At 63.6% G+C, this 19,420-nt stretch carries 19 protein-coding genes; 9 read left to right on the top strand and 10 right to left on the bottom strand.

Annotated elements, in window-relative coordinates; genetic code table 11:
• Positions 1 to 3 precede the first annotated feature (3 nt).
• Both ACSMEV_RS18660 and ACSMEV_RS18655 read right to left on the bottom strand, forming a co-directional pair.
• Positions 4 to 480: a YchJ family protein gene (locus ACSMEV_RS18660; protein ID WP_459206456.1), complete on the bottom strand. Its 477-nt coding sequence runs from the start codon at positions 478 to 480 to the stop codon at positions 4 to 6.
• Positions 481 to 484: 4 nt separating this feature from the next.
• A complete protein-coding gene (locus ACSMEV_RS18655; protein WP_459206455.1) occupies positions 485 to 979 on the bottom strand; it encodes a DUF6231 family protein in 495 nt (164 codons plus the stop codon).
• 161 nt (positions 980 to 1,140) lie between these two features.
• Between ACSMEV_RS18655 and ACSMEV_RS18650 the strand changes: the two genes are divergently transcribed.
• Positions 1,141 to 1,845, top strand: coding sequence for an OmpA family protein (locus ACSMEV_RS18650; protein ID WP_459206454.1), 705 nt, complete (start codon positions 1,141 to 1,143; stop codon positions 1,843 to 1,845).
• Between the two features lie 128 nt (positions 1,846 to 1,973).
• On the top strand, positions 1,974 to 2,240 hold the full coding sequence (locus ACSMEV_RS18645; RefSeq protein WP_459206453.1) for a DUF1145 domain-containing protein: 267 nt from the start codon (positions 1,974 to 1,976) through the stop codon (positions 2,238 to 2,240).
• Positions 2,241 to 2,269: 29 nt separating this feature from the next.
• On the opposite strand, the gene ACSMEV_RS18640 is transcribed toward ACSMEV_RS18645, so the two are convergent.
• Positions 2,270 to 2,734, bottom strand: a complete 465-nt coding sequence (locus tag ACSMEV_RS18640; RefSeq protein WP_459206452.1) for a CopD family protein — start codon at positions 2,732 to 2,734, stop codon at positions 2,270 to 2,272.
• A 95-nt stretch (positions 2,735 to 2,829) separates the two neighbouring features.
• Here ACSMEV_RS18640 and dinG point away from each other — a divergent pair, with 95 nt between their 5' ends.
• The 6 genes from dinG to ACSMEV_RS18610 all read left to right on the top strand — a co-directional run bounded on the left by dinG (position 2,830) and on the right by ACSMEV_RS18610 (position 11,013).
• Complete coding sequence (gene dinG, locus ACSMEV_RS18635) at positions 2,830 to 4,974, top strand: ATP-dependent DNA helicase DinG (RefSeq protein WP_314488490.1); 2,145 nt, start codon at positions 2,830 to 2,832, stop codon at positions 4,972 to 4,974.
• Positions 4,975 to 5,070: 96 nt separating this feature from the next.
• On the top strand, positions 5,071 to 7,308 hold the full coding sequence (locus tag ACSMEV_RS18630; RefSeq protein WP_459206451.1) for a beta-galactosidase: 2,238 nt from the start codon (positions 5,071 to 5,073) through the stop codon (positions 7,306 to 7,308).
• A gap of 125 nt (positions 7,309 to 7,433) precedes the next feature.
• On the top strand, positions 7,434 to 8,579 hold the full coding sequence (locus ACSMEV_RS18625; RefSeq protein ID WP_459206450.1) for a serine hydrolase domain-containing protein: 1,146 nt from the start codon (positions 7,434 to 7,436) through the stop codon (positions 8,577 to 8,579).
• 98 nt (positions 8,580 to 8,677) lie between these two features.
• Complete coding sequence (locus ACSMEV_RS18620) at positions 8,678 to 9,688, top strand: OmpA family protein (protein WP_459206449.1); 1,011 nt, start codon at positions 8,678 to 8,680, stop codon at positions 9,686 to 9,688.
• Between the two features lie 18 nt (positions 9,689 to 9,706).
• Entirely contained in the window at positions 9,707 to 10,354 is a 648-nt protein-coding gene (gene pdxH, locus ACSMEV_RS18615) for a pyridoxamine 5'-phosphate oxidase (RefSeq protein ID WP_459206448.1), read from the top strand.
• A 194-nt stretch (positions 10,355 to 10,548) separates the two neighbouring features.
• A complete protein-coding gene (locus tag ACSMEV_RS18610; RefSeq protein WP_313740828.1) occupies positions 10,549 to 11,013 on the top strand; it encodes an outer membrane lipoprotein in 465 nt (154 codons plus the stop codon).
• Positions 11,014 to 11,106: 93 nt separating this feature from the next.
• Here ACSMEV_RS18610 and ACSMEV_RS18605 read toward each other — a convergent pair whose 3' ends face one another.
• From ACSMEV_RS18605 to ACSMEV_RS18575, 7 genes are all read right to left on the bottom strand, one after another.
• On the bottom strand, positions 11,107 to 12,723 hold the full coding sequence (locus tag ACSMEV_RS18605) for an NAD(P)/FAD-dependent oxidoreductase (RefSeq protein WP_459206447.1): 1,617 nt from the start codon (positions 12,721 to 12,723) through the stop codon (positions 11,107 to 11,109).
• A gap of 104 nt (positions 12,724 to 12,827) precedes the next feature.
• Positions 12,828 to 13,502, bottom strand: coding sequence for a COG3650 family protein (locus ACSMEV_RS18600; RefSeq protein WP_459206446.1), 675 nt, complete (start codon positions 13,500 to 13,502; stop codon positions 12,828 to 12,830).
• A 121-nt stretch (positions 13,503 to 13,623) separates the two neighbouring features.
• On the bottom strand, positions 13,624 to 14,325 hold the full coding sequence (locus ACSMEV_RS18595; RefSeq protein WP_296263562.1) for an ABC transporter ATP-binding protein: 702 nt from the start codon (positions 14,323 to 14,325) through the stop codon (positions 13,624 to 13,626).
• Entirely contained in the window at positions 14,326 to 15,093 is a 768-nt protein-coding gene (livG, locus tag ACSMEV_RS18590) for a high-affinity branched-chain amino acid ABC transporter ATP-binding protein LivG (protein WP_314488508.1), read from the bottom strand. It lies immediately after the preceding gene.
• Positions 15,090 to 16,346 (bottom strand): high-affinity branched-chain amino acid ABC transporter permease LivM, encoded by a 1,257-nt coding sequence (locus ACSMEV_RS18585; RefSeq protein WP_296263567.1) that lies wholly within the window; start codon positions 16,344 to 16,346, stop codon positions 15,090 to 15,092. The genes livG and ACSMEV_RS18585 overlap by 4 nt, the downstream gene beginning before the upstream one ends.
• On the bottom strand, positions 16,343 to 17,266 hold the full coding sequence (livH, locus tag ACSMEV_RS18580; RefSeq protein WP_296263568.1) for a high-affinity branched-chain amino acid ABC transporter permease LivH: 924 nt from the start codon (positions 17,264 to 17,266) through the stop codon (positions 16,343 to 16,345). The genes ACSMEV_RS18585 and livH overlap by 4 nt, the downstream gene beginning before the upstream one ends.
• A gap of 222 nt (positions 17,267 to 17,488) precedes the next feature.
• Entirely contained in the window at positions 17,489 to 18,604 is a 1,116-nt protein-coding gene (locus ACSMEV_RS18575; protein ID WP_459206445.1) for a branched-chain amino acid ABC transporter substrate-binding protein, read from the bottom strand.
• Positions 18,605 to 18,960: 356 nt separating this feature from the next.
• Between ACSMEV_RS18575 and ACSMEV_RS18570 the strand changes: the two genes are divergently transcribed.
• Complete coding sequence (locus tag ACSMEV_RS18570; RefSeq protein WP_459206444.1) at positions 18,961 to 19,272, top strand: DUF2288 domain-containing protein; 312 nt, start codon at positions 18,961 to 18,963, stop codon at positions 19,270 to 19,272.
• Positions 19,273 to 19,420: the final 148 nt, after the last annotated feature.

Below are 19,420 nucleotides of genomic sequence, written 5' to 3'. Positions count from 1 at the left end.
GGGTCATCCTGCCAGGTAGCTGGCGCAGCATTTCTTGAATTTCTGCCCGCTGGCGCACGGGCAAGGGTCGTTGCGGCCGGCCTTGAGCGCCACGGTGGGGTCGATGAAGTACCAGCGCCCCCCGTGTTGCACGAAGGCCGAGCGTTCGCGGTGCTGATGATCGCCTTCGGCATCGTGCCAGCGTGCGGTGAAGGTGACGAACGCATGCTCTGGTTGGCCGCCGAGCACTTCCACGTCGTGCACCTCCAGCCCCAGCCACGTGCTCTGGGCGCTCCACGCAGCGATCGCGGCGCGGTCGAGACCTGCGTGTTGGGCAGGCAGGGTGGTGTCGTGCAGGTAATCGATCAGGCCCAGCACGTAGGCGCTGTAGCGCGAGCGCATCAAGGCCTGGGCGTCGGGCGCCGGCGTGCCGGCATGCCAATGGCCGCAACAGGCGTCGAGTAGGTTGCCACTGCCGCAAGGGCAGACCGAAACGCTCATGAATTCACCACCAATACTTGCCAAAATTTTCCGGGTTGGCCCAGAACCGGGCGTTGAGCCAGTCCGGGACCTGCTTGTAGTCGCGTAGATCATAGGTGAACAGACACAGCTGTTGCTGGTCGCGGCGGAACCGCTCGCTGGCCGACAGGGCCAGGGCGAAAAAGTCGGTGTCCTGCCAGCCGCAGGCCTGCAGGTCGGCCAGCACTGCGACTTTGCTGGCGTTCAGATTGCGGATGCCACCGAGCAGTTCCAAGCCGCAGCGCTTGGGCAGGTGTTCCAGGCATTCGACCAGGATCGCCAAGTCGTAGCGCTGGCCGGCCATGGCGGCGGGCAGGGAGCCTGGTGCGGCGACATCGAAGACGCACTGCGGGTGCGCCTCGGTGAATGCCGCCAACGCGGGGAACTGGCTACCGACCAGGAGCAGGCGCTGCGGGCGCACCCTGTCGAGCAGGGCCGCCAGGGCTTGTTGCGGGGTGCGTTCGGAAAAACTCGTGGTCATTGCCGCTCCTCGTTGTGACGCTCAAGACTAGCCCTCTGCGGGCCGTGGGCATAGAGACCGCCGGGTGCAATGCTGGCGTAACGCTGGCAGTACCGCAAGACAGGGTCTTTACTGCGGTGAGCCGGCCACTAGGCCGGCCCTATCCCTGGGAGAAGCCTCGCATGAGCATAGTCCGTACGGCGTTACCTCTGGTGCTGCTTTCCGGTCTGTTGACCGGTTGCGCCGGCCTGCAGAAAACCGATTGGCCCAAGTGCGCCGCAGTGGGTGGCGTAGGCGGTGCCGCCCTCGGCGCCATCGAGAGTTCCAGTTGGACTGGTTGGGGCGCGCTGCTCGGTGGCGGCCTGGCGGCCGGCTACTGCTGGGCTCATGGCGACGGCGATGAAGACGGCGACGGCGTGCCCGACAGCCGCGACAAATGCCCAGGGACGCCGCGCGGGGTGCAGGTCGACGCCACGGGCTGCCCGCTGCAACCGCCAGCGCCGCCGCCGGTGGTCGAAGAAGTCGTGGTGGTCGAGAAAGAGGAAGTCATCGTGATCCGCGACGTGCATTTCGAGTTCGATTCGGCGCGCCTGACCGCCGCCGACAAGGATCGTCTCAACACCATCGCCACCCGCCTCAAGCAGGAAGCGGCCAGCGCTCGCTTGAGCGTGACCGGGCACACCGACAGTGTCGGCGCCGATGGCTATAACCAGAAGCTGTCCGACCGCCGCGCCCACTCGGTGACCGATTACCTGATCAGTAGCGGCGTGCCTCGCGCAAGCTTCGTCTCGGTGAGCGGTGCCGGGGAAAGCCAGCCGGTGGCCGACAACGCCACGGCCGAAGGCCGTGCCATGAACCGCCGCACGGAAATCAAGATCGAGCGTTGAGTGGGCTGTGCCCGCGTACCACCTGAAGGTGCGCGGGTCTCCCTTCGAGCCGGGCGATGACCAGGATCGTGCTGCATGACGATCTGCGGCATGCTGGGCATCCATCGGGAGCCATCGAGGAGAACGGGATGAAAGCCGTATTGATGCTGGGTAAAGCACTGACCGTGCTGTTCTGGGGCGTGGTGCTGTTCAACCAGTTGCTGCCCCAGGCCATGCCGTTCGCGTTGTTGATCAAGGCTGCCGGCGTGCTGCTGTTCGGCCTACACGTGCTGGAAACGCTCGCCTTCAATGGCAGCCTGCGCGAGCGCAGCCACCCTTGGTTCGACCGTTTGCAAATCCTCTTGACCGGCATCTTTCACGTCATGTCCATTCCACGGCCCTTGTCCCGACCCTAGACCGGGCAGCCCTTTGGCCGAGTGCTCAGTCACAGGCTCCAGCGCGCACTGGCCAGGGCCACCACTGCCAGCCCGAGCAGCAGATTGCAGCCCACCATCCGTCGGATCGAGACCATGACGCGCGCACCTTCGGCCCAGTCTTCTTTCTGCACTGCGGTGTGCAGTTGCGGTAGCAGCAGTGCCTGCACGCGCAGGAACAACGCCACCATCACGATGCCCCCGCCGATCATCCACTGCACATAGCGCGGCGCCGTTTCGAAACCGGAGAAGCGCTGATGGATCATGGCCACACCGCTGATCGCCAAGGTCGCTATCGCCACCCAGACCCATCCGAAGAAGCGTGGGAAAACTTCCCCCCAGGTCTTCAGCCGGCTCGGCCCGTCCAGGGCCGCAGCCAGCGCCGGGCGCAGCACCAGCCAGGCGAAGAACATGCCGCCGACCCAGATCAGCGCGGCAAGCACATGCAGTGTGTAGGGCAGGGCAAGGGCAAGCATGTGGATCTCCATGGGGCGTAACGGACAATTGCCGGGTATAGTACCCGGCCCGTGTAAAGCACTGAAAATATATCCAGCCCTCGGGCACGCAGACCATGATCAGCAACGAACTCAAAGCCACCATCCAAGGCGCCTATTCGCGTTTCCTCGAAGCCAAGAGCCTCAAGCCGCGCTATGGCCAGCGCTTGATGATCGCCGAGGTCGCCAAGGTGCTCGGCGACATCGCGGTGGACGAAGAAGGCCGGCGTAGCGGCGACCCGGCCGTGGTCGCGGTCGAGGCCGGTACCGGTACCGGCAAGACCGTGGCCTACAGCCTGGCTGCCATTCCCGCTGCCAAGGCCGCGGGCAAGCGGCTGGTGGTCGCCACCGCCACGGTCGCCCTGCAAGAGCAGATCGTCTTCAAGGACCTGCCCGACCTGATGCGCAACAGCGGCCTGAACTTCAGCTTCGCCCTGGCCAAAGGGCGCGGCCGCTACCTGTGCCTGTCCAAGCTCGACATCCTCCTGCAGGAGGGTCAGGCGCAGTCGGCCACCGCGCAGTTGTTCGAGGAGGAAGGCTTCCACATCGAGGTCGACGAGCGCAGCCAGAAGCTGTTCAGCAGCATGATCGAGAAGCTGGCCGGCAACCGCTGGGACGGCGACCGCGACAGCTGGCCGGAAACCCTCGAGGACCAGGACTGGGCGCGCCTGACCACCGACCACAGCCAGTGCACCGGCCGCCATTGCCCCAACTTCCAGCAGTGCGTGTTCTACAAGGCGCGCGAAGGCATGGGCAAGGTCGACGTCATCGTCACCAACCACGACATGGTCCTGGCTGACTTGGCCCTGGGCGGCGGCGCCGTGCTGCCCGACCCGCGCGACACGATGTACGTGTTCGACGAAGGCCACCACCTGCCTGACAAGGCCATCGGCCATTTCGCCCACTTCTCGCGCCTGCGCTCCACCGCCGATTGGCTGGAACAGACGGCCAAGAACCTGACCAAGCTGCTGGCCCAACAAGCCCTGCCGGGCGACCTGGGCAAATGGATCGAACAGGTGCCGGAGCTGGCGCGGGAAATCCGTACCCAACAGCAGTTCATGTTCACCCTGTGCGAGCAGGTCGCCGATTTCCGCCCCAGCGAAGACAACGAAGGGCGCGAGCGCCCGCGTTATCGCTTCGAGGGTGGCGTGGTGCCCGAAGCCATCCGCGAGGCCGGCATCGAACTGAAGAAAGGCTTCGCCCGGCTCAACGATTTGTTCACCCGCCTCGCCGACCTGCTCAAGGAGGGCATGGACGCCGAAGTCAGCATCGGTATCCCTAGCCACCAGGCCGAGGAATGGTACCCGCTGTTCGGCAGCCTGCTGACCCGCGCCCAGGGCAACTGGGAACTGTGGACCGCCTTCACCGCCGAAGATCCCGAAGACAGCCCGCCCATGGCGCGTTGGCTGTCGCTGGCCGACAGCGGTGCGCAGTTCGACATCGAGGTCAATGCCAGCCCCATCCTCGCCGCCGAAATGCTGCGCCGCAATCTGTGGAACGTGGCCTACGGCGCCCTGGTCACCTCGGCCACCTTGACGGCATTGGGCAAGTTCGACCGCTTCCGCATGCGCTCGGGCCTGCCGCGTGACGCCATGACCTGCGTAGTGCCCAGCCCGTTCGTGCACGGCGACGCCGGCGTGCTGCGCGTGCCCGACTTGCGCGCCGACCCGCGCGACGCCACGGCGCACACCGCGGCCATCATCCGCGACTTGCCGGGCATCGTCGAAGACGCGCGCGGCGCGCTCGTGCTGTTCTCTTCGCGCAAGCAGATGCAGGACGTGTTCGACGGCCTGGACCGCGACTGGCGCAAGCTGGTGCTGATCCAGGGCAACCTGTCCAAGCAGGAAACCCTGAACAAGCACAAGGCGCGCGTCGACGATGGGCAGCATAGCGTGCTGTTCGGCCTGGCCAGCTTCGCCGAAGGCGTCGACTTGCCGGGCGCCTATTGCGAGCACGTGGTCATCGCCAAGATTCCCTTCGCCGTGCCGGACGATCCGGTCGAAGCGGCGCTGGCCGAGTGGATCGAAGCCCGCGGCGGCAACCCGTTCATGGAAATCGCCGTGCCTGATGCCTCGTTGCGCCTGATCCAGGCCTGTGGCCGGTTGCTGCGCACCGAGCAGGACCGTGGCGTCATCACCTTGCTCGACCGGCGTCTGGTCACGCAGCGCTACGGCAAGGCTATCCTCAACGCACTGCCGCCGTTCCGGCGGGAAATCGGCTGACCGCCGGCGCAAAATGCGTCGGCCCATCGCCTTCCATTCGGTCGCGAGCCCTATGGCTCTACAAGGGCCGGTTTCTACAAGGAGTGACACCGCCCCATGATCCCTCGCAGCCTGCCTGCCGTGCTTGCCCTGATGTTCGCCTCGCCCCTGTGGGCCGGGCAGCAGGCGGTGTTCAGCTTCGTTCGGCCGACCTCGGTCATCAATGTGCTGACGCAGGACACGGCCTTGCCGCAGTACAACGCCGAGCAGACCGCCCAGGGCGAAGTGCTGAGGCGGGTGGTGTTCAACCCGGCCGAGCGCCCGACCTTGCAGCTCGCGCCGCAGAGCGGCAGCTGGGACTGGTCGAGCGGGCAGTTCCTTACCCTGCGTCTGCAAAGCGGCATGGATTGGGCCTTGAGCGTGGACGTGGTGGTCGAGAGCCGCGACGGCCAGCGCCTGACCAGTCGTGTCGACTTGCCTTCGGGGCCGGCGCAAACGGTGCTGGTGCCCCTGACCGCACGCTCTCCGCTTGGCCAGGGCATGCGTGCCGGGCCGCCGATGCCGTGGAACCATCAAGGCCAGCGGCTGTTGTTCACCAGCAGTGTGGGCGCGGTCGACCTCAAACAGGTCAGCTCGGTCAGCCTGAGCATTCCCAAGCCTAACGTCGCGCAAAGCCTGCTGATCGAAAAGGTCGGCCTGCAGGACGACGACCAGGCCTACAGCGCCGCCTATGCCGAGCTGATCGACGCCTATGGCCAGTCGACCCGCGCCAACTGGCCGGACAAGATCGCCACCGACGAACAACTCAAAGGTGCGGCGCAGCGCGAACGGCAGCAGCTCAAGGGCTGGCTGGCCGAACGCGAGGGGCGCCAGCTCGACCCCTATGGCGGCGTACTGGCAGGCCCCGCGTTCGAGGCCAGCGGCTTTTTCCGCACCGAAAAGCGCGATGGACGCTGGTACCTGGTGACGCCTGATGGCCACGGCTTCTTCTCACTGGGCGTCAACGCCGTGGCCGCCGACGGTGGGCGCACCTACGTCGCCGGGCGCGAAGGCATGTTCAAAACCCTGCCGGCCGACGGCGAGCCACTCGCCGCGTTCTACGGGCAAGGCAACAACGATGACGGCAATGCTTCTTCGCAAGGGCGCGGGTTCAAGCAAGGCCGTTGGTACGATTTCTACGCGGCCAACCTCCACCGCAGCCACGCGGCGCCTTGTCCCGCGCCGGTCGAAGGCCAGCCGGGCAGCGATTGTCCGGCACCGAAGGTAGCTGCCGAGCTGTGGCAAACCCAGGCCATCGACCGCTTGCTGGCCTGGGGTTTCAATACCTTGGGCAACTGGAGCGATCCGGCCCTAGGCCAGGCCCAGCGTATGCCCTATACCCTGCCGCTGGCCATCGTGGGCGACTACGCCAGCATCAGCACGGGCATGGACTGGTGGGGGCGCATGCCCGATCCGTTCGACCCGCGTTTCGCCATGGCCACCGAGCGCGCGGTAGCCATCGCCGCCCGCGACCACCGCGACGATCCCTGGCTGATCGGCTATTTCGCCGATAACGAACTGGCCTGGGCCGCGCCTGGCGCTGATGCAAAGGCCCGCTATGGCCTGGCCTTCGGCACTTTACGCCTGACCACCGATGTGCCGGCCAAGCGCGCGTTCCTCAAGCAGTTGCGCGACAAGTACCGCAACCAGCAGGGGCTGTCCAAGGCCTGGGGCATCGACCTGCAAGCCTGGGAACTGATGGAAGATCCAGGCTTCGAGGCGCCATTGCCAACATCCGAGCATCCGGAAATCGAGCGCGACTACCAGCATTTCCAGGATGTCTTCGCTCAGACCTACTTCAAGACCATTTCCGATGCTCTGAAATGGCATGCGCCCAACCACCTGCTGCTGGGCGGCCGCTATGGCGTCACTTCGCCCGAGGCGGTCAAGGCCTGTGCCGAGTTCTGCGACGTGTTGAGTTTCAACTTCTATACCCTCAAACCCCAGGACGGTTACGACTTCGCGCAGTTGGCCGAGCTGGACAAGCCGCTGCTGGTTTCGGAATTCCAGTTCGGCTCGCGCGACCGTGGCCCGTTCTGGCCGGGGCCATTGGAGCTGGCGCGCGAGGAGGATCGCGGCGCTGCCTATGCCACCTTCCTCGATGCTGCTCTGGAACAGCCGACGATCGTCGGCGCGCACTGGTTCCAGTACCTCGACCAGCCCGCCAGTGGGCGTCTGCTCGATGGCGAGAACGGCCATCTGGGCCTGGTCGCGATCACCGACGTGGCGTGGAGCGGTTTCGTCGAGACGGTGCGTAAGCGCAATCTGCTGCTGGATCAACAACTGGCCAAGCGCCTGGCCGCGCCCGTGCCTTGACCTTCGTCAGGTTCAAGGACGGGGCATCGACGTTGTCCTGCATTCGTTGCCGATGGCCTGTATGCAAACGCTTCGAGTGCTGAAACAATGCACGCCTTTTTCCAACCCGTCGGGAGAACCAGGCCGTGCAGATCCAGGGGCATTACGAACTGCAATTCGAAGCGCTGCGCGAGGCCTTCGCCGCCGTCTTCGACCATCCCCAGGAGCGCGGCGCGGCGTTGTGCGTGCAGGTCGGTGGCGAGACTGTAGTGGACCTATGGGCCGGTACCGCCGACCGCGACGGGCAGCAGGCCTGGCACAGCGACACCATCGCCAACCTGTTTTCCTGCACCAAAACCTTCACCGCCGTCACCGCGCTGCAGCTGGTGGGCGAGGGCAAGCTGGCGCTCGATGTACCGGTAGCGCGCTACTGGCCCGAGTTCGCCCAAGCCGGTAAAGAAGGGGTGACCCTGCGCCAGCTGCTCAGCCACCGCGCTGGTCTGCCGGCCATTCGCCAATTGCTGCCGGCCGAGGCGCTATACGACTGGCAGGCGATGACCGATGCCTTGGCCGCCGAACGACCTTGGTGGACGCCCGGCACCGAGCATGGCTACGCCGCCATCACCTATGGCTGGTTGATCGGCGAGTTGATTCGCCGGGTCGACGGTCGTGGCCCAGGTGAGTCGATCGTCGCTCGCACCGCCAAACCGCTGGGCCTCGATTTCCATGTCGGCCTGGCCGACGAGGAGTTCCACCGCGTGGCGCACATCGGCCGTGGCAAAGGCAATGCCGGGGATGCAGCGGCCCAGCGCTTGTTGCAGGTCACCTTGCGCGAGCCGGAAGCGCTCTCGACCCGCGCCTTCACCAACCCGCCGGCGATCCTGACCAGCACCAACAAACCCGAGTGGCGGCGCATGCAGCAGCCGGCCGCCAACGGCCACGGCAATGCGCGCAGCCTTGCAGGGTTCTACGCTGGCTTGCTGGACGGCAACCTGCTCGAATCCGAACTGCTCGACGAACTCACCCGCGAGCACAGCCTGGGCGAAGACCGCACGTTGCTGACCCGGACGCGCTTCGGGCTGGGCTGCATGCTCGACCAGCCGCAGGTCGACAACGCTACGTTCGGGTTGGGCGCGCGTGCCTTCGGACATCCGGGCGCGGGCGGCTCGGTGGGCTTCGCTGACCCCGAATACGATGTGGCCTTCGGCTTCGTCACCAACACCTTGGGCCCCTACGTATTGATGGACCCAAGGGCCCAGCGCCTGGTGCAGGTGCTGCGGACATGCCTTTGATCGGGTAGTTCGGTATTGCTCGAATGCTTTGACTATTCTGAGGGCCACTGCTTGATGTGCGCTGGCAAAATTCCTTTTCAATTCATGGTGTATCGCTGATGTCCTCACATAAAACCTTAGCTCTCGCCCTGTGCCTGGCCATGACTGGCTGCGCTCAGCACTCGCAACAGAATGCCTCGAGCGACAGCGGCCGTAGCTGGTGGCCGTTCGGCTCGGACCAGGTCGCCGACAAGGATGTGAAGGACGCCGTCACCGAAAAAGTCGCTCAGGCCGATGCCAAGGCGGCCAGCAAGAGCGGTTCGGGCAACCGCTGGTGGTGGCCGTTCGGCGGCGAGGGCAAACAGGACCAGGCGCCCGTGGCAGCGGTGCCGAAGATCGACCAGAAAGCCACCCAGGCCTGGCTCGACCAATACGAGCCCAAGTTGCGCGAAGCGCTCAAAGACAGCACGTTCCAACTGGAGCGCCGCGACGATGTGCTCGCCGTGACCATTCCCGTCGATGGCTCGTACAACCCCGATCGCCCGAACATGCTGCTGCCGATCACGCTGGCACCGATCACCCGCGTAGCCAAGGTGGTCGAGGGCGACCCCAAGACCGCCGTACTGGTTCTGGGCCATGCCGACAGCACTGGCGCTGCCGTGGCCAACCAACGCCTGAGCCTGGAGCGTGCGGCTTCGGTGTCGGCGATCTTCCGCCTCAGCGGCTTGCAGCGTGACCGCCTGAACCTCAAAGGCATGGGCTCGGTGATGCCGCGTGCGGCCAACGACAGCCCGCAAGGCCGCGCCCTCAACCGCCGCGTCGAGCTGCTGCTGACTCCGCAGAACACCATGCTGGCGCTGTTGGCCAAGTACCAGACCCCAGCGCCGTCGCCAGCGGCCATGGTCGCTGCGCAAGACGTCAAACCGGTCGCCGTCGCTGCGCCTGCTGCCAAGGCGCCGGCCAAAGCCAAACCGGCTACCAAAGCTGCGGCCAAACCGGCTGCGAAAAAGCCTGTAGCCAAGGCCAAGGCGTCGGCCAAGCCCGCTGCCAAGAAAACCGCGCCCGCCAAAGCTGCGGCCAAAAGCAAGAGCGATGACAAGCGCGTCGCGGCCAACACCAAGACCAATTGATCGGCGAGGAACGCTGGAATGACTTCGTCTCTGGCCGACATGCGCCGTGACTACACCCGGGATGGCTTGGTCGAGGACCAAGCTCCTGGCGAGCCCTTCAGCCTTTTTGAACAATGGTTCGCCGACGCCGTGCAGACCGAGCAGGCGCCGGTCGAAGCCAACGCCATGACCCTGGCCACGGTCGACGCCGACGGTCGCCCGCATTGCCGGGTGTTGCTGCTCAAGGGGCTGGACGACCGCGGCTTCACCTTCTTCACCAACTACGACAGCGCAAAAGGCCAGCAACTGGCTGCGCGGCCTTTCGCCGCCATGACCTTCTTCTGGCCGGCGCTGGAGCGTCAGGTGCGGATCGAGGGGCGGGTCGAAAAAGTCTCGGCGCAAGAGTCGGACGCCTACTACCAGGTTCGCCCTTTGGGCAGCCGCCTGGGCGCCTGGGCCTCGCCACAGAGCCAGGTGATCGCTGATCGTGAAGCGTTGCAAGCCTTGGTCAAGGCAACCGAAGCGCGCTTTTCCGACACCCAGCCCCATTGCCCCGAGCACTGGGGAGGTTACCGCCTGGTGCCTGATCGCATCGAGTTCTGGCAGGGACGCCCCAGCCGGCTGCACGACCGGCTGAACTACCGTCTCGACCATGGGCATTGGCAACGCGAGCGTCTAGCGCCCTGAGCCGACTGGCGCCGTTGCTGCACACACAATGCAACAATCGGCGCCCCCTTTCTGTCACATCTCCATAAGGCATTCATGTCGTGAACGGTGCAAGCTGTCCGCAGGCTGAATGACATGCTTTTTTCTTCGCCGCCACCGTGACAGCCGTCACCGCGCGGCGTCTAATGAACACCTTACCAACGGAGATTCCACCCATGCGTAAATCCGCTTTGCTGGTAGCGACCTTCACTACCGCGTCGCTGTTGCTCGGAGGCTGTACTTCCAACCTGACCGGCGACAGCTACTCCCGTGACGAAGCCCGCCGCGTGCAGACCGTACGCCTGGGCACCATCGAATCCCTGCGTCCGGTGAAGATCGAGGGCACCAAAACGCCGATCGGCGGCGGCGCGGGCGCCGTGGTCGGCGGGGTGGCGGGCAGCGCCATCGGTGGCGGTCGTGGCAGCCTGGTGGCGGCTGTGATCGGTGCGGTCGCAGGTGGCCTGGCCGGCTCGGCCGCCGAAGAGGGTCTGACCCGTACCCAAGGCGTCGAGATCACCGTACGCGAAGACGACGGCAGCATGCGCTCCTATGTACAGCAGGTGCAGCAGAACGAAGTGTTCCGCGTCGGCGAGCGCGTGCGCATCATGACGGTCGATGGCACCAGCCGCGTCTCCCACTGATCGTATTGGCAAAAAAAAAACCCGACGGGCCCGGCCTGTCGGGTTTTTTTATAGTTTCGATCTACGCAGTGCAAGCTATTCAGGCGAGCGGGATCAAACCTGGTGCGCACCGAGCATTGCAGTGGCCACCGCCTCGGCGATGCGAATACCGTCGACCCCTGCCGAAAGAATGCCCCCCGCATAACCGGCCCCTTCACCAGCCGGGAACAGGCCCTTGAGGTTGACGCTCTGGAAGTCCAGACCGCGGGTGATGCGCAGCGGTGAAGAGGTCCGCGTTTCCAGGCCAGTCAATACCGCGTCGTGCAGGCTATAGCCCTTGATCTGTCGCTCGAAGGCCGGTAACGCCTCACGGATCGCTTCGATGGCGAAGGCCGGCAGGCTCGTGGCCAAGTCGCCCAGGGTCACGCCAGGTTTGTAGGACGGCTCGACACTGCCCAATGCCGTCGACGGCCGGCCTGCGATGAAGTCCCCGACCAACTGTGCCGGTGCTTGATAGTTACGACCGCCCATCTCATAGGCCAGGGTTTCGAGGCGTTCCTGCAACTCGATGCCGGCCAACGGTCCGCCTGGATAGTCACGCTCTGGATCGATACCGACCACCAGGCCCGAGTTGGCGTTGCGCTCGTTACGCGAGTACTGGCTCATGCCATTGGTGACGACCCGTCCTGGCTCGCTCGTCGCAGCCACCACGGTACCGCCAGGGCACATGCAGAAGCTGTAGACCGAGCGGCCGTTCTTGGCGTGGTACACCAGTTTGTAGTCCGCAGCGCCCAGTTTCGGGTGGCCGGCATACTTGCCCAGGCGTGCCTTGTCGATGAGCGTCTGCGGGTGCTCGATACGAAAGCCCACGGAGAACGGCTTGGCCTCCATGAACACACCTTTGGCGTGCAGCATGCGGAAGGTGTCGCGGGCACTGTGGCCCAAGGCCAGAACCACGTGCCGCGACAGCAGTTGCTCACCGTTCTCCAACACCACGCCCGTCAGCTGATCGCCATCGACCAGCAGATCGCTGACTTTTTGCTCGAAACGTACCTCACCGCCCAGAGCGATGATTTCCTGGCGCATGGTTTCGACCATACCGGTCAGGCGAAAGGTGCCGATGTGCGGCTTGTTGATGTAGAGAATCTCGTCCGGCGCGCCGGCCTTGACGAACTCTTCCAGGACCTTGCGGCCGTGGTGCAAGGGGTCTTTGATCTGACTGTACAGCTTGCCGTCGGAGAACGTGCCCGCACCGCCTTCGCCGAACTGCACGTTGGACTCGGGGTTGAGTTCGCTCTTGCGCCATAGGCCCCAGGTGTCCTTTGTACGTTGCCGCACTTCCTTGCCACGCTCCAGCACGATGGGTTTGAAGCCCATCTGCGCCAGCAGCAGCGCAGCGAAAATGCCGCAAGGCCCGAAGCCCACGACCAAGGGGCGCTCCTCGAGCTCGCTGGGCGCATGGCCGACGTACTTGTAGGTCATGTCCGGCGCTGGGCCGACGTTGCGGTCGTCCTCGAACCTGCGCAGCAGCTCGGCTTCGTTGCTGGTCTCCAGGTCGATGGTGTAGATGAACAGCAGCTCGCTGTTCTTCTTGCGCGCATCGTAGCTGCGCTTGAACAGTGTGAAGCTGAGCAGTTGTTCATCGGCAATGCCGAGGCGCTGCAGGATCGCTTCGCGCAGCGCTTCATCGGGATGATCCAGGGGCAGCTTCAGTTCGTTGATTCGTAGCATGACAAGGTCCACTTTCCCGGCCCGGGATGGCCGGCGGCTCTAAACAAACGGCGGAGTATAAGGGTTTCGCTGCCATCGCTGGCAGCGTAAACGCATTCATCCGATCAGTTGTCCCGCGCACCGCCGAAGTAACCGCAGCCCTGCAAGGTCTGGCCGTCGATGCGCAGCTCGGTGCGCAGGTGGCGAATGGCGCCGGTGGAAGGGTCGACGCAGCGCTGCGGGGCAGCCCACAGCTCTACATGCTGACCATTGGCCTCGCTGGTCAGGCTCAGGCCGCCGCCGGGAATTTCTTCTTCCAGGAACGGCAAGGGCAGCGGCTCTTTGCCCGCGCGTTCGACGATCATGCCGCGGCCGCTGGCCTTGACGTTCCACTCGGGGGAGTGGCCCTCGGCACGCAGGCTCAACTGCTTGAAGTTCGGGTCCAGGCAGCCATCGCTCGCAGGCTCCAGGCGGTACAGGCGCTGCACGTCGAACTGCCCTTGGCTGTCGACCTGGCGGCTGCCGCCCAGGCGACCGCGCAGGTCGGCGAACAAGCGGGTCTTGGCGTCTGCCGCCAAGTTGTCGGCTTCCTGCAACAGGCCGGTGTTGCCAGCGTCGTTGACGACGAAGCGACGGCCCTCGTTACAAGGCTGGAACAGCAGCTTGCCGTTGCTGGCGCTCAGCTCGCCCTGCAGGCGGATACCGCCGACGTTCGGGTCGCTTGGAGGTTCGGCCAGCAGCTGGCAGCCGGCGAACAGCGGCAGCAATGCAGCGAGTAACAGCGTGGAAGTGGCGCGCATGGGTTGCTCCAGCGTTATGGCGAAAAAGAGGGGCACGTTACCCAGCCAGAACGTCGAGCTCAAGGGGCGCTGGATTCATGGCAAAAAAGTGGGCAGAAAAAAGGGCCCGAAGGCCCTTGGTTCACCCGCCCAGGTACGCGTCGCGCACTTTCGGATCCACCAGCAGCGCCTCGCCCGTGCCTTGCATCACCACATGGCCGTTCTCCAGCACATAGGCGCGATCGGCCACTTTCAGCGCCTGGTTGGCGTTCTGCTCGACCAGGAACACCGTCACGCCGTCGCGGCGCAATTGTTCGATGATGTCGAAGATCTGCTGGATGATGATCGGCGCCAAGCCCAAGGAGGGTTCGTCGAGCAGCAGCAGCTTGGGCTTGCTCATCAACGCCCGGCCGATGGCGAGCATCTGCTGTTCGCCACCCGACATTGTGCCGCCGCGTTGCACGTAGCGCTCCTTGAGCCTCGGGAACAGGTGCAGCACCTTGTCGAGCTGCTCCTGGTAGTCGCCCTTGTTGGTGAAGAAACCGCCCATGGCCAGGTTCTCTTCCACCGTCAGGCGGGCGAACACGCGGCGGCCCTCGGGCACCACGGCGATGCTCTTGCGCATGATCAGCGAGGAGGGCTGGCCCACCAGCTCTTCTCCTAGGTACTTGATGCTGCCGCTGTGGGCTTGAGGCGACCCGCACAACGTCATCAGCAAGGTCGACTTACCTGCGCCGTTGGCGCCGATCAGGGTGACAATTTCGCCTTGGTTGATCTCGACATTGACGCTGTGCAGCGCCTGAATCTTGCCATAGAAGGTGGAAACGTTTTCGAACTTGAGCATTTACGCCTCCCCCAGGTAGGCCTTGATCACGTCAGGATTGTCGCGAATCGCTTCGGGCGTGCCGTCGGCCAGGGGCGTGCCCTGGTTGATCACCACGATGTGGTCGGAAATGCTCATCACCAGTTTCATGTCGTGCTCGATCAGCAGCACGGTCAGGTTATGGGATTCGCGCAGATAACCGATCAGCGCCTTGAGGTCTTCGGTTTCCTTCGGGTTCAAGCCCGCAGCAGGCTCGTCGAGCATGATGATGCGCGGCTGGGTCATCATGCAGCGGGCGATTTCCAGACGGCGTTGCTGACCGTAGGCGAGGGTGCCGGCGGTGCGGTTGGCGAATTCGGTCAGGTTGACCTTGTCCAGCCAATAGGCCGCGCGCTCCATGGCCTCTTTTTCGCTGCGGCGAAAACCTGGAGTTTTGAACAGGCCGGCGAAGAAGTTGGTGTTCAGGTGACGGTGCTGGGCGATCAGCAGGTTTTCCAGGGCGGTCATCTCCTTGAACAGGCGCACGTTCTGAAACGTGCGCACCACGCCCTTGCGGGCGATGAGATGGCCGGGTAAGCCCTGGATCGGCTGGCCGTCGAGCAGGATGCTGCCGCCGCTGGGCTTGTAGAAGCCCGTCAGGCAGTTGAAGACGGTGGTCTTGCCGGCCCCGTTCGGGCCGATCAGCGCCACTACCTGTTTTTCCTTTACGGTCAAGGCCACGCCGTTGACCGCCAACAAGCCGCCAAAGCGCATGCTCAGGCCGCTGACCTTCAGAATTTCGCGGCTCATCGACGCAGCTCCATGTGGGGACGTTGCATTGGCAGCAGGCCTTGCGGGCGCCAGATCATCATCAGCACCATCATGGCGCCGAACATCAGCATCCGGTACTCGCTGAACTCGCGCATCAGCTCGGGCAGCAGGATCATCACGATGGCCGCGAGGATCACGCCCAGTTGCGAGCCCATGCCGCCCAGCACCACGATGGCGAGGATGATCGCCGATTCGATGAAGGTGAAGGATTCCGGCGTCACCAGCCCTTGGCGTGCGGCGAAGAAGCTGCCGGCGAAACCTGCGAAGGTCGCGCCCAGGGTGAAGGCCGAGAGCTTGATGATGGTCGGGTTCAGACCCAGGGCGCGGCAGGCGATCTCGTCTTCGCGCAGCGCTTCCCAGGCGCGGCCGATGGGCATGCGCAGCAACCGGTTGATGACGAACAACGCCACCAGCGCCAGCACCAGGGCGACCAAGTAGAGGAAGATGACTTTGTTCATCGAGTTGTACGGCAAGCCGAAATACTCATGGAACGTCTGCATGCCTTCGGCGGCGCGGCGCTCGAACGTCAGACCGAAGAAGGTCGGTTTTTCGATGTTGCTAATGCCGTTCGGCCCGCCGGTCCAGTCGGTGAGGTTACGCAGGAACAGTCGGATGATCTCGCCGAAGCCCAAGGTCACGATGGCCAGGTAGTCGCCGCGCAGGCGCAGCACCGGGAAGCCCAGCAGGAAACCGAAGGTCGCGGCCATCAGGCCGGCGATCGGCAGGCAGATCCAGAAGCCCCAACCAAGGTAGTGCGAGAGCATCGCGTAGCTGTAGGCGCCGACGGCGTAGAAGCCCACGTAGCCCAGGTCCAAAAGCCCGGCCAGGCCCACCACGATGTTCAGGCCCAGGCCCAGCATCACGTAGATCAGGATCAGGGTGGCGATGTCCACCGCCCCGCGCGAGCCGAAGAACGGCCAGGCCAGCGCCGCCACGACCAGCCCGAGGATGATCCAGCGTTGCGTCTTGGGCAGGGTCAGGAAGTTACTGACCGAGGCGGGTACCAGGGTGCGTCCGGAGCGTTGGCCGAGGGTCGCGCTCCATTGCCGGTCGAACAGTACGCGCAGGAACATCAGCACCGAGCAGACGGCGATCACCGTCAGGGTGAACTCGCCTTGGCTGTGCACCACCAGGTGGATGCCGTCGATGCTCAGCTTCAGCCCCAGCACCGGAAACGCCACCGCCCAGACCAGCACGGCGCTGAACAGCGCCTGTTTAAGATTTTTGTTCATACTTTCTCAACCTCCGGACGGCCTAGGATGCCGGTCGGCCGGAACAGCAGGACGAGGACCAGCAGGCCGAACGCCACGACGTCTTTGTACTGGTCACCGAAAATGTCGGCGCCGAAGGCTTCGGCCACCCCGAGCACCAGCCCGCCGAGCATGGCGCCCGGGATGCTGCCGATGCCGCCCAGCACGGCGGCGGTGAATGCCTTGAGCCCGACCAGGAAGCCCGCGTTGGGGTTGATCACGCCGTATTGCATGCTCAGCAGCACTGCCGCGACCGCGGCCAGCGCGGCGCCGATGACGAAGGTCAGGGCGATGATGTTGTTGGTGTTGATGCCCAGCAAATTGGCCATCTTCAGGTCTTCGGCGCAGGCGCGGCAGGCGCGGCCCAGGCGTGAGCGCGAGATGAACAGGGTCAGCAGGGTCATGGCCACCAGGGTGACGACGAACACCAGGATCTGCATGTACGACACCAGAACCTCCTCTGCGCCGCCCGGGCCGAAGGAGAAGCTTCCCGGAATCAGGTTGGGGATGGATTTGTCCTTGGAGTCCTGCGACAGCAACACGGTGTTCTGCAGGAAGATCGACATGCCGATGGCGGAAATCAGTGGAATCAGGCGATTGCTGTTGCGCAGCGGTCGATAGGCCACCCGCTCGATGCTGTAGCCGTAGGCACTGGTGACGAAAATGGTTGCCACGAACGCTACGGTCATCAGGATCGGCAACGAGTCGATGCCCATCATGGCCAGACCCGCGAGGGCGATGAAGGCCACATAGGAACCGATCATGTACACCTCGCCGTGGGCGAAGTTGATCATGCCGATGATGCCGTACACCATCGTGTAGCCGATGGCGATCAGGGCGTAGGTGCTGCCGATGGTCAATCCGTTAACCAGTTGTTGGAAGAAGTGATAGAGCTCGGGCATTGAAGCGCTCCTAAAAACCTGACGTGCATTCGCTGGCGGGGGATAACCCGGCACGCTTCGTGGCCTGGGCGACGAAGACGGGCTTGGCCAGGGAACCGCGGGTGACGGTTTTAAGATTTTCAGGTGGGGGGTTGCCGGATCGCGGCAATCGGCCCATGAACCTCGTAAAACAAAGCCCACTGCTCGCACAGTGGGCTTGTAGGTCAACCAGTGATCGGACCGTTACTGAGGGGAGACTTCGGTTTTGGGCTTGCCGAAGTGCCATTCGTAGACCACGAACTTGAAGTCTTTCAGGTCGCCCTTGTCGTCGAAGGACAATTCGCCGGTCGGCGTCTTGAAGGTGCCCTTGTGGATGGCTGCGGCCACTTTGTCGGTGTCGGCGCTGCCGGCTTGCTTGATACCTTCGGCGATGACTTCCACTGCCGAGTAGGACGGGAAGACGAACGGACCGCTAGGATCTTTGTTGTCGGCCTTGATGGCATCGACGATGGCCTTGTTCTCTGGGTCGGCATCGAAGGATTTCGGCAGGGTGACCAGCAGGCCTTCCGAGGCGTTCTGGGCGATCTGCGAGATGGAATCGTTGCCCACGCCTTCAGGGCCCATGAACTTGGCTTTCAAGCCCTTTTCCTGAGCCTGACGCAGGATCAGGCCCAATTCTGGGTGGTAGCCACCGTAGTAGACGAAGTCGACGTTGTTCTGCTTGAGCTTCTGGATGACCGAAGAGAAGTCCTTGTCGCCGGCGTTGAGGCCTTCGAACACGGCGACCTTGGTGCCTTTGCTTTCCAGGGTCTGCTTGACCGCAGTGGCGATGCCCTCACCGTACTGCTGCTTGTCGTGCAGAACCGCGACGACTTTTGGCTTGACGTGGTCGGCGATGTAGTTGCCGGCCGCTGGGCCCTGGGCGCTGTCCAGGCCGATGGTGCGGAAGATCATCTTGTAGCCGCGGCTGGTGATTTCCGGGCTGGTGGCCGCAGGCGTGATCATGATGACGCCTTCGTCTTCGTAGATGTCCGAAGCGGGTTGGGTGGAGCTGGAGCACAGGTGGCCGACCACGAACTTGACGCCATCGTTGACCACTTTGTTGGCGACGGCCACGGCCTGCTTGGGATCGCACGCGTCGTCGTATTCCTTAGCTTCGAGCAGCTTGCCATCGATGCCGCCCTTGGCGTTGATGTCCTTGATGGCCTGCTTGGCGCCTACGAACTGCATGTCGCCGTATTGAGTGACAGGGCCGGTCTTGGGCCCGGCGATACCGATCTTGATGGTATCGGCAGCGAAGGAATGGCTGGCGACACCGGCCAGTACCATTGCAGCGAACAGCTTGGAAATCTTGATCATAGTGCTCCACTCATCCTGTTGTAATTTTTATAGTCCTGGCGGCCAGGGCTACAGACCGGCGCGAGGATTGCGGTGCGAGACTGCCACTGCAAGCCTTGCTTCCCCTGGAACATGCTCCGGAACTGTACCGGTACAGTGTAGAGCGCTGTTCGAGCGCTTGAAAAGCCGGCACAGCGCTTCCAATTCAGGGGGTGTCGCGTGATCGATACAAAGATATATAAACGCGCCATTGGGCTTCATCGATTGCCCGGTGCACATACGCGTTCGAGGCCAATCGATCAATTACGTGTTTGAAACTAGGGTTTTCTGCAAAAATAGCGGCCTTTTTTATCAGCCATTTTCAATGCAAGGGCCCCATGACCGATCACACAAGCACCCTCTATGCCAAATTGCTCGGCGAGACAGCAATTATCGAATGGAAAGCTTTGGAACGCTTCTGGGCCAAAGGTGACCTGATTTGGGTCGCGCCTGAGCTCGATCTGATCGAAGTCGCTGCCGCGATGGCGCAAAACCACAGCGAACACGTAGCGAAATGGCGTTCTGATGGCACTGTCTCGGCTGTGTCGAATGAGGTGGCGCTCAGCCTGCAAACCCGCGATCCAGAGATATGGGCAGTGGTGGTATCGCCTTTTGTGCTGATCCAGGAAAAGACTCGTAACAACAAGTGATTTGTTTTGGTGCGACGACTTTGCGCTTGGCGCCATTTCAGGGCAACCCTGGTAATGGCAGGGGTGCAGGTTGGTAACAATGAGTAGCCGGTTTGCACACTGAGGTAACAACTTACGCAGGGCGTAATAACTTGCGAATCATCTCAAA

It is taken from the genome of Pseudomonas sp. MLB6B, assembly GCF_054508135.1.
Note: the sequence above shows the minus strand (reverse complement) of the source record. Positions and strands in the feature narration are given on the sequence as shown.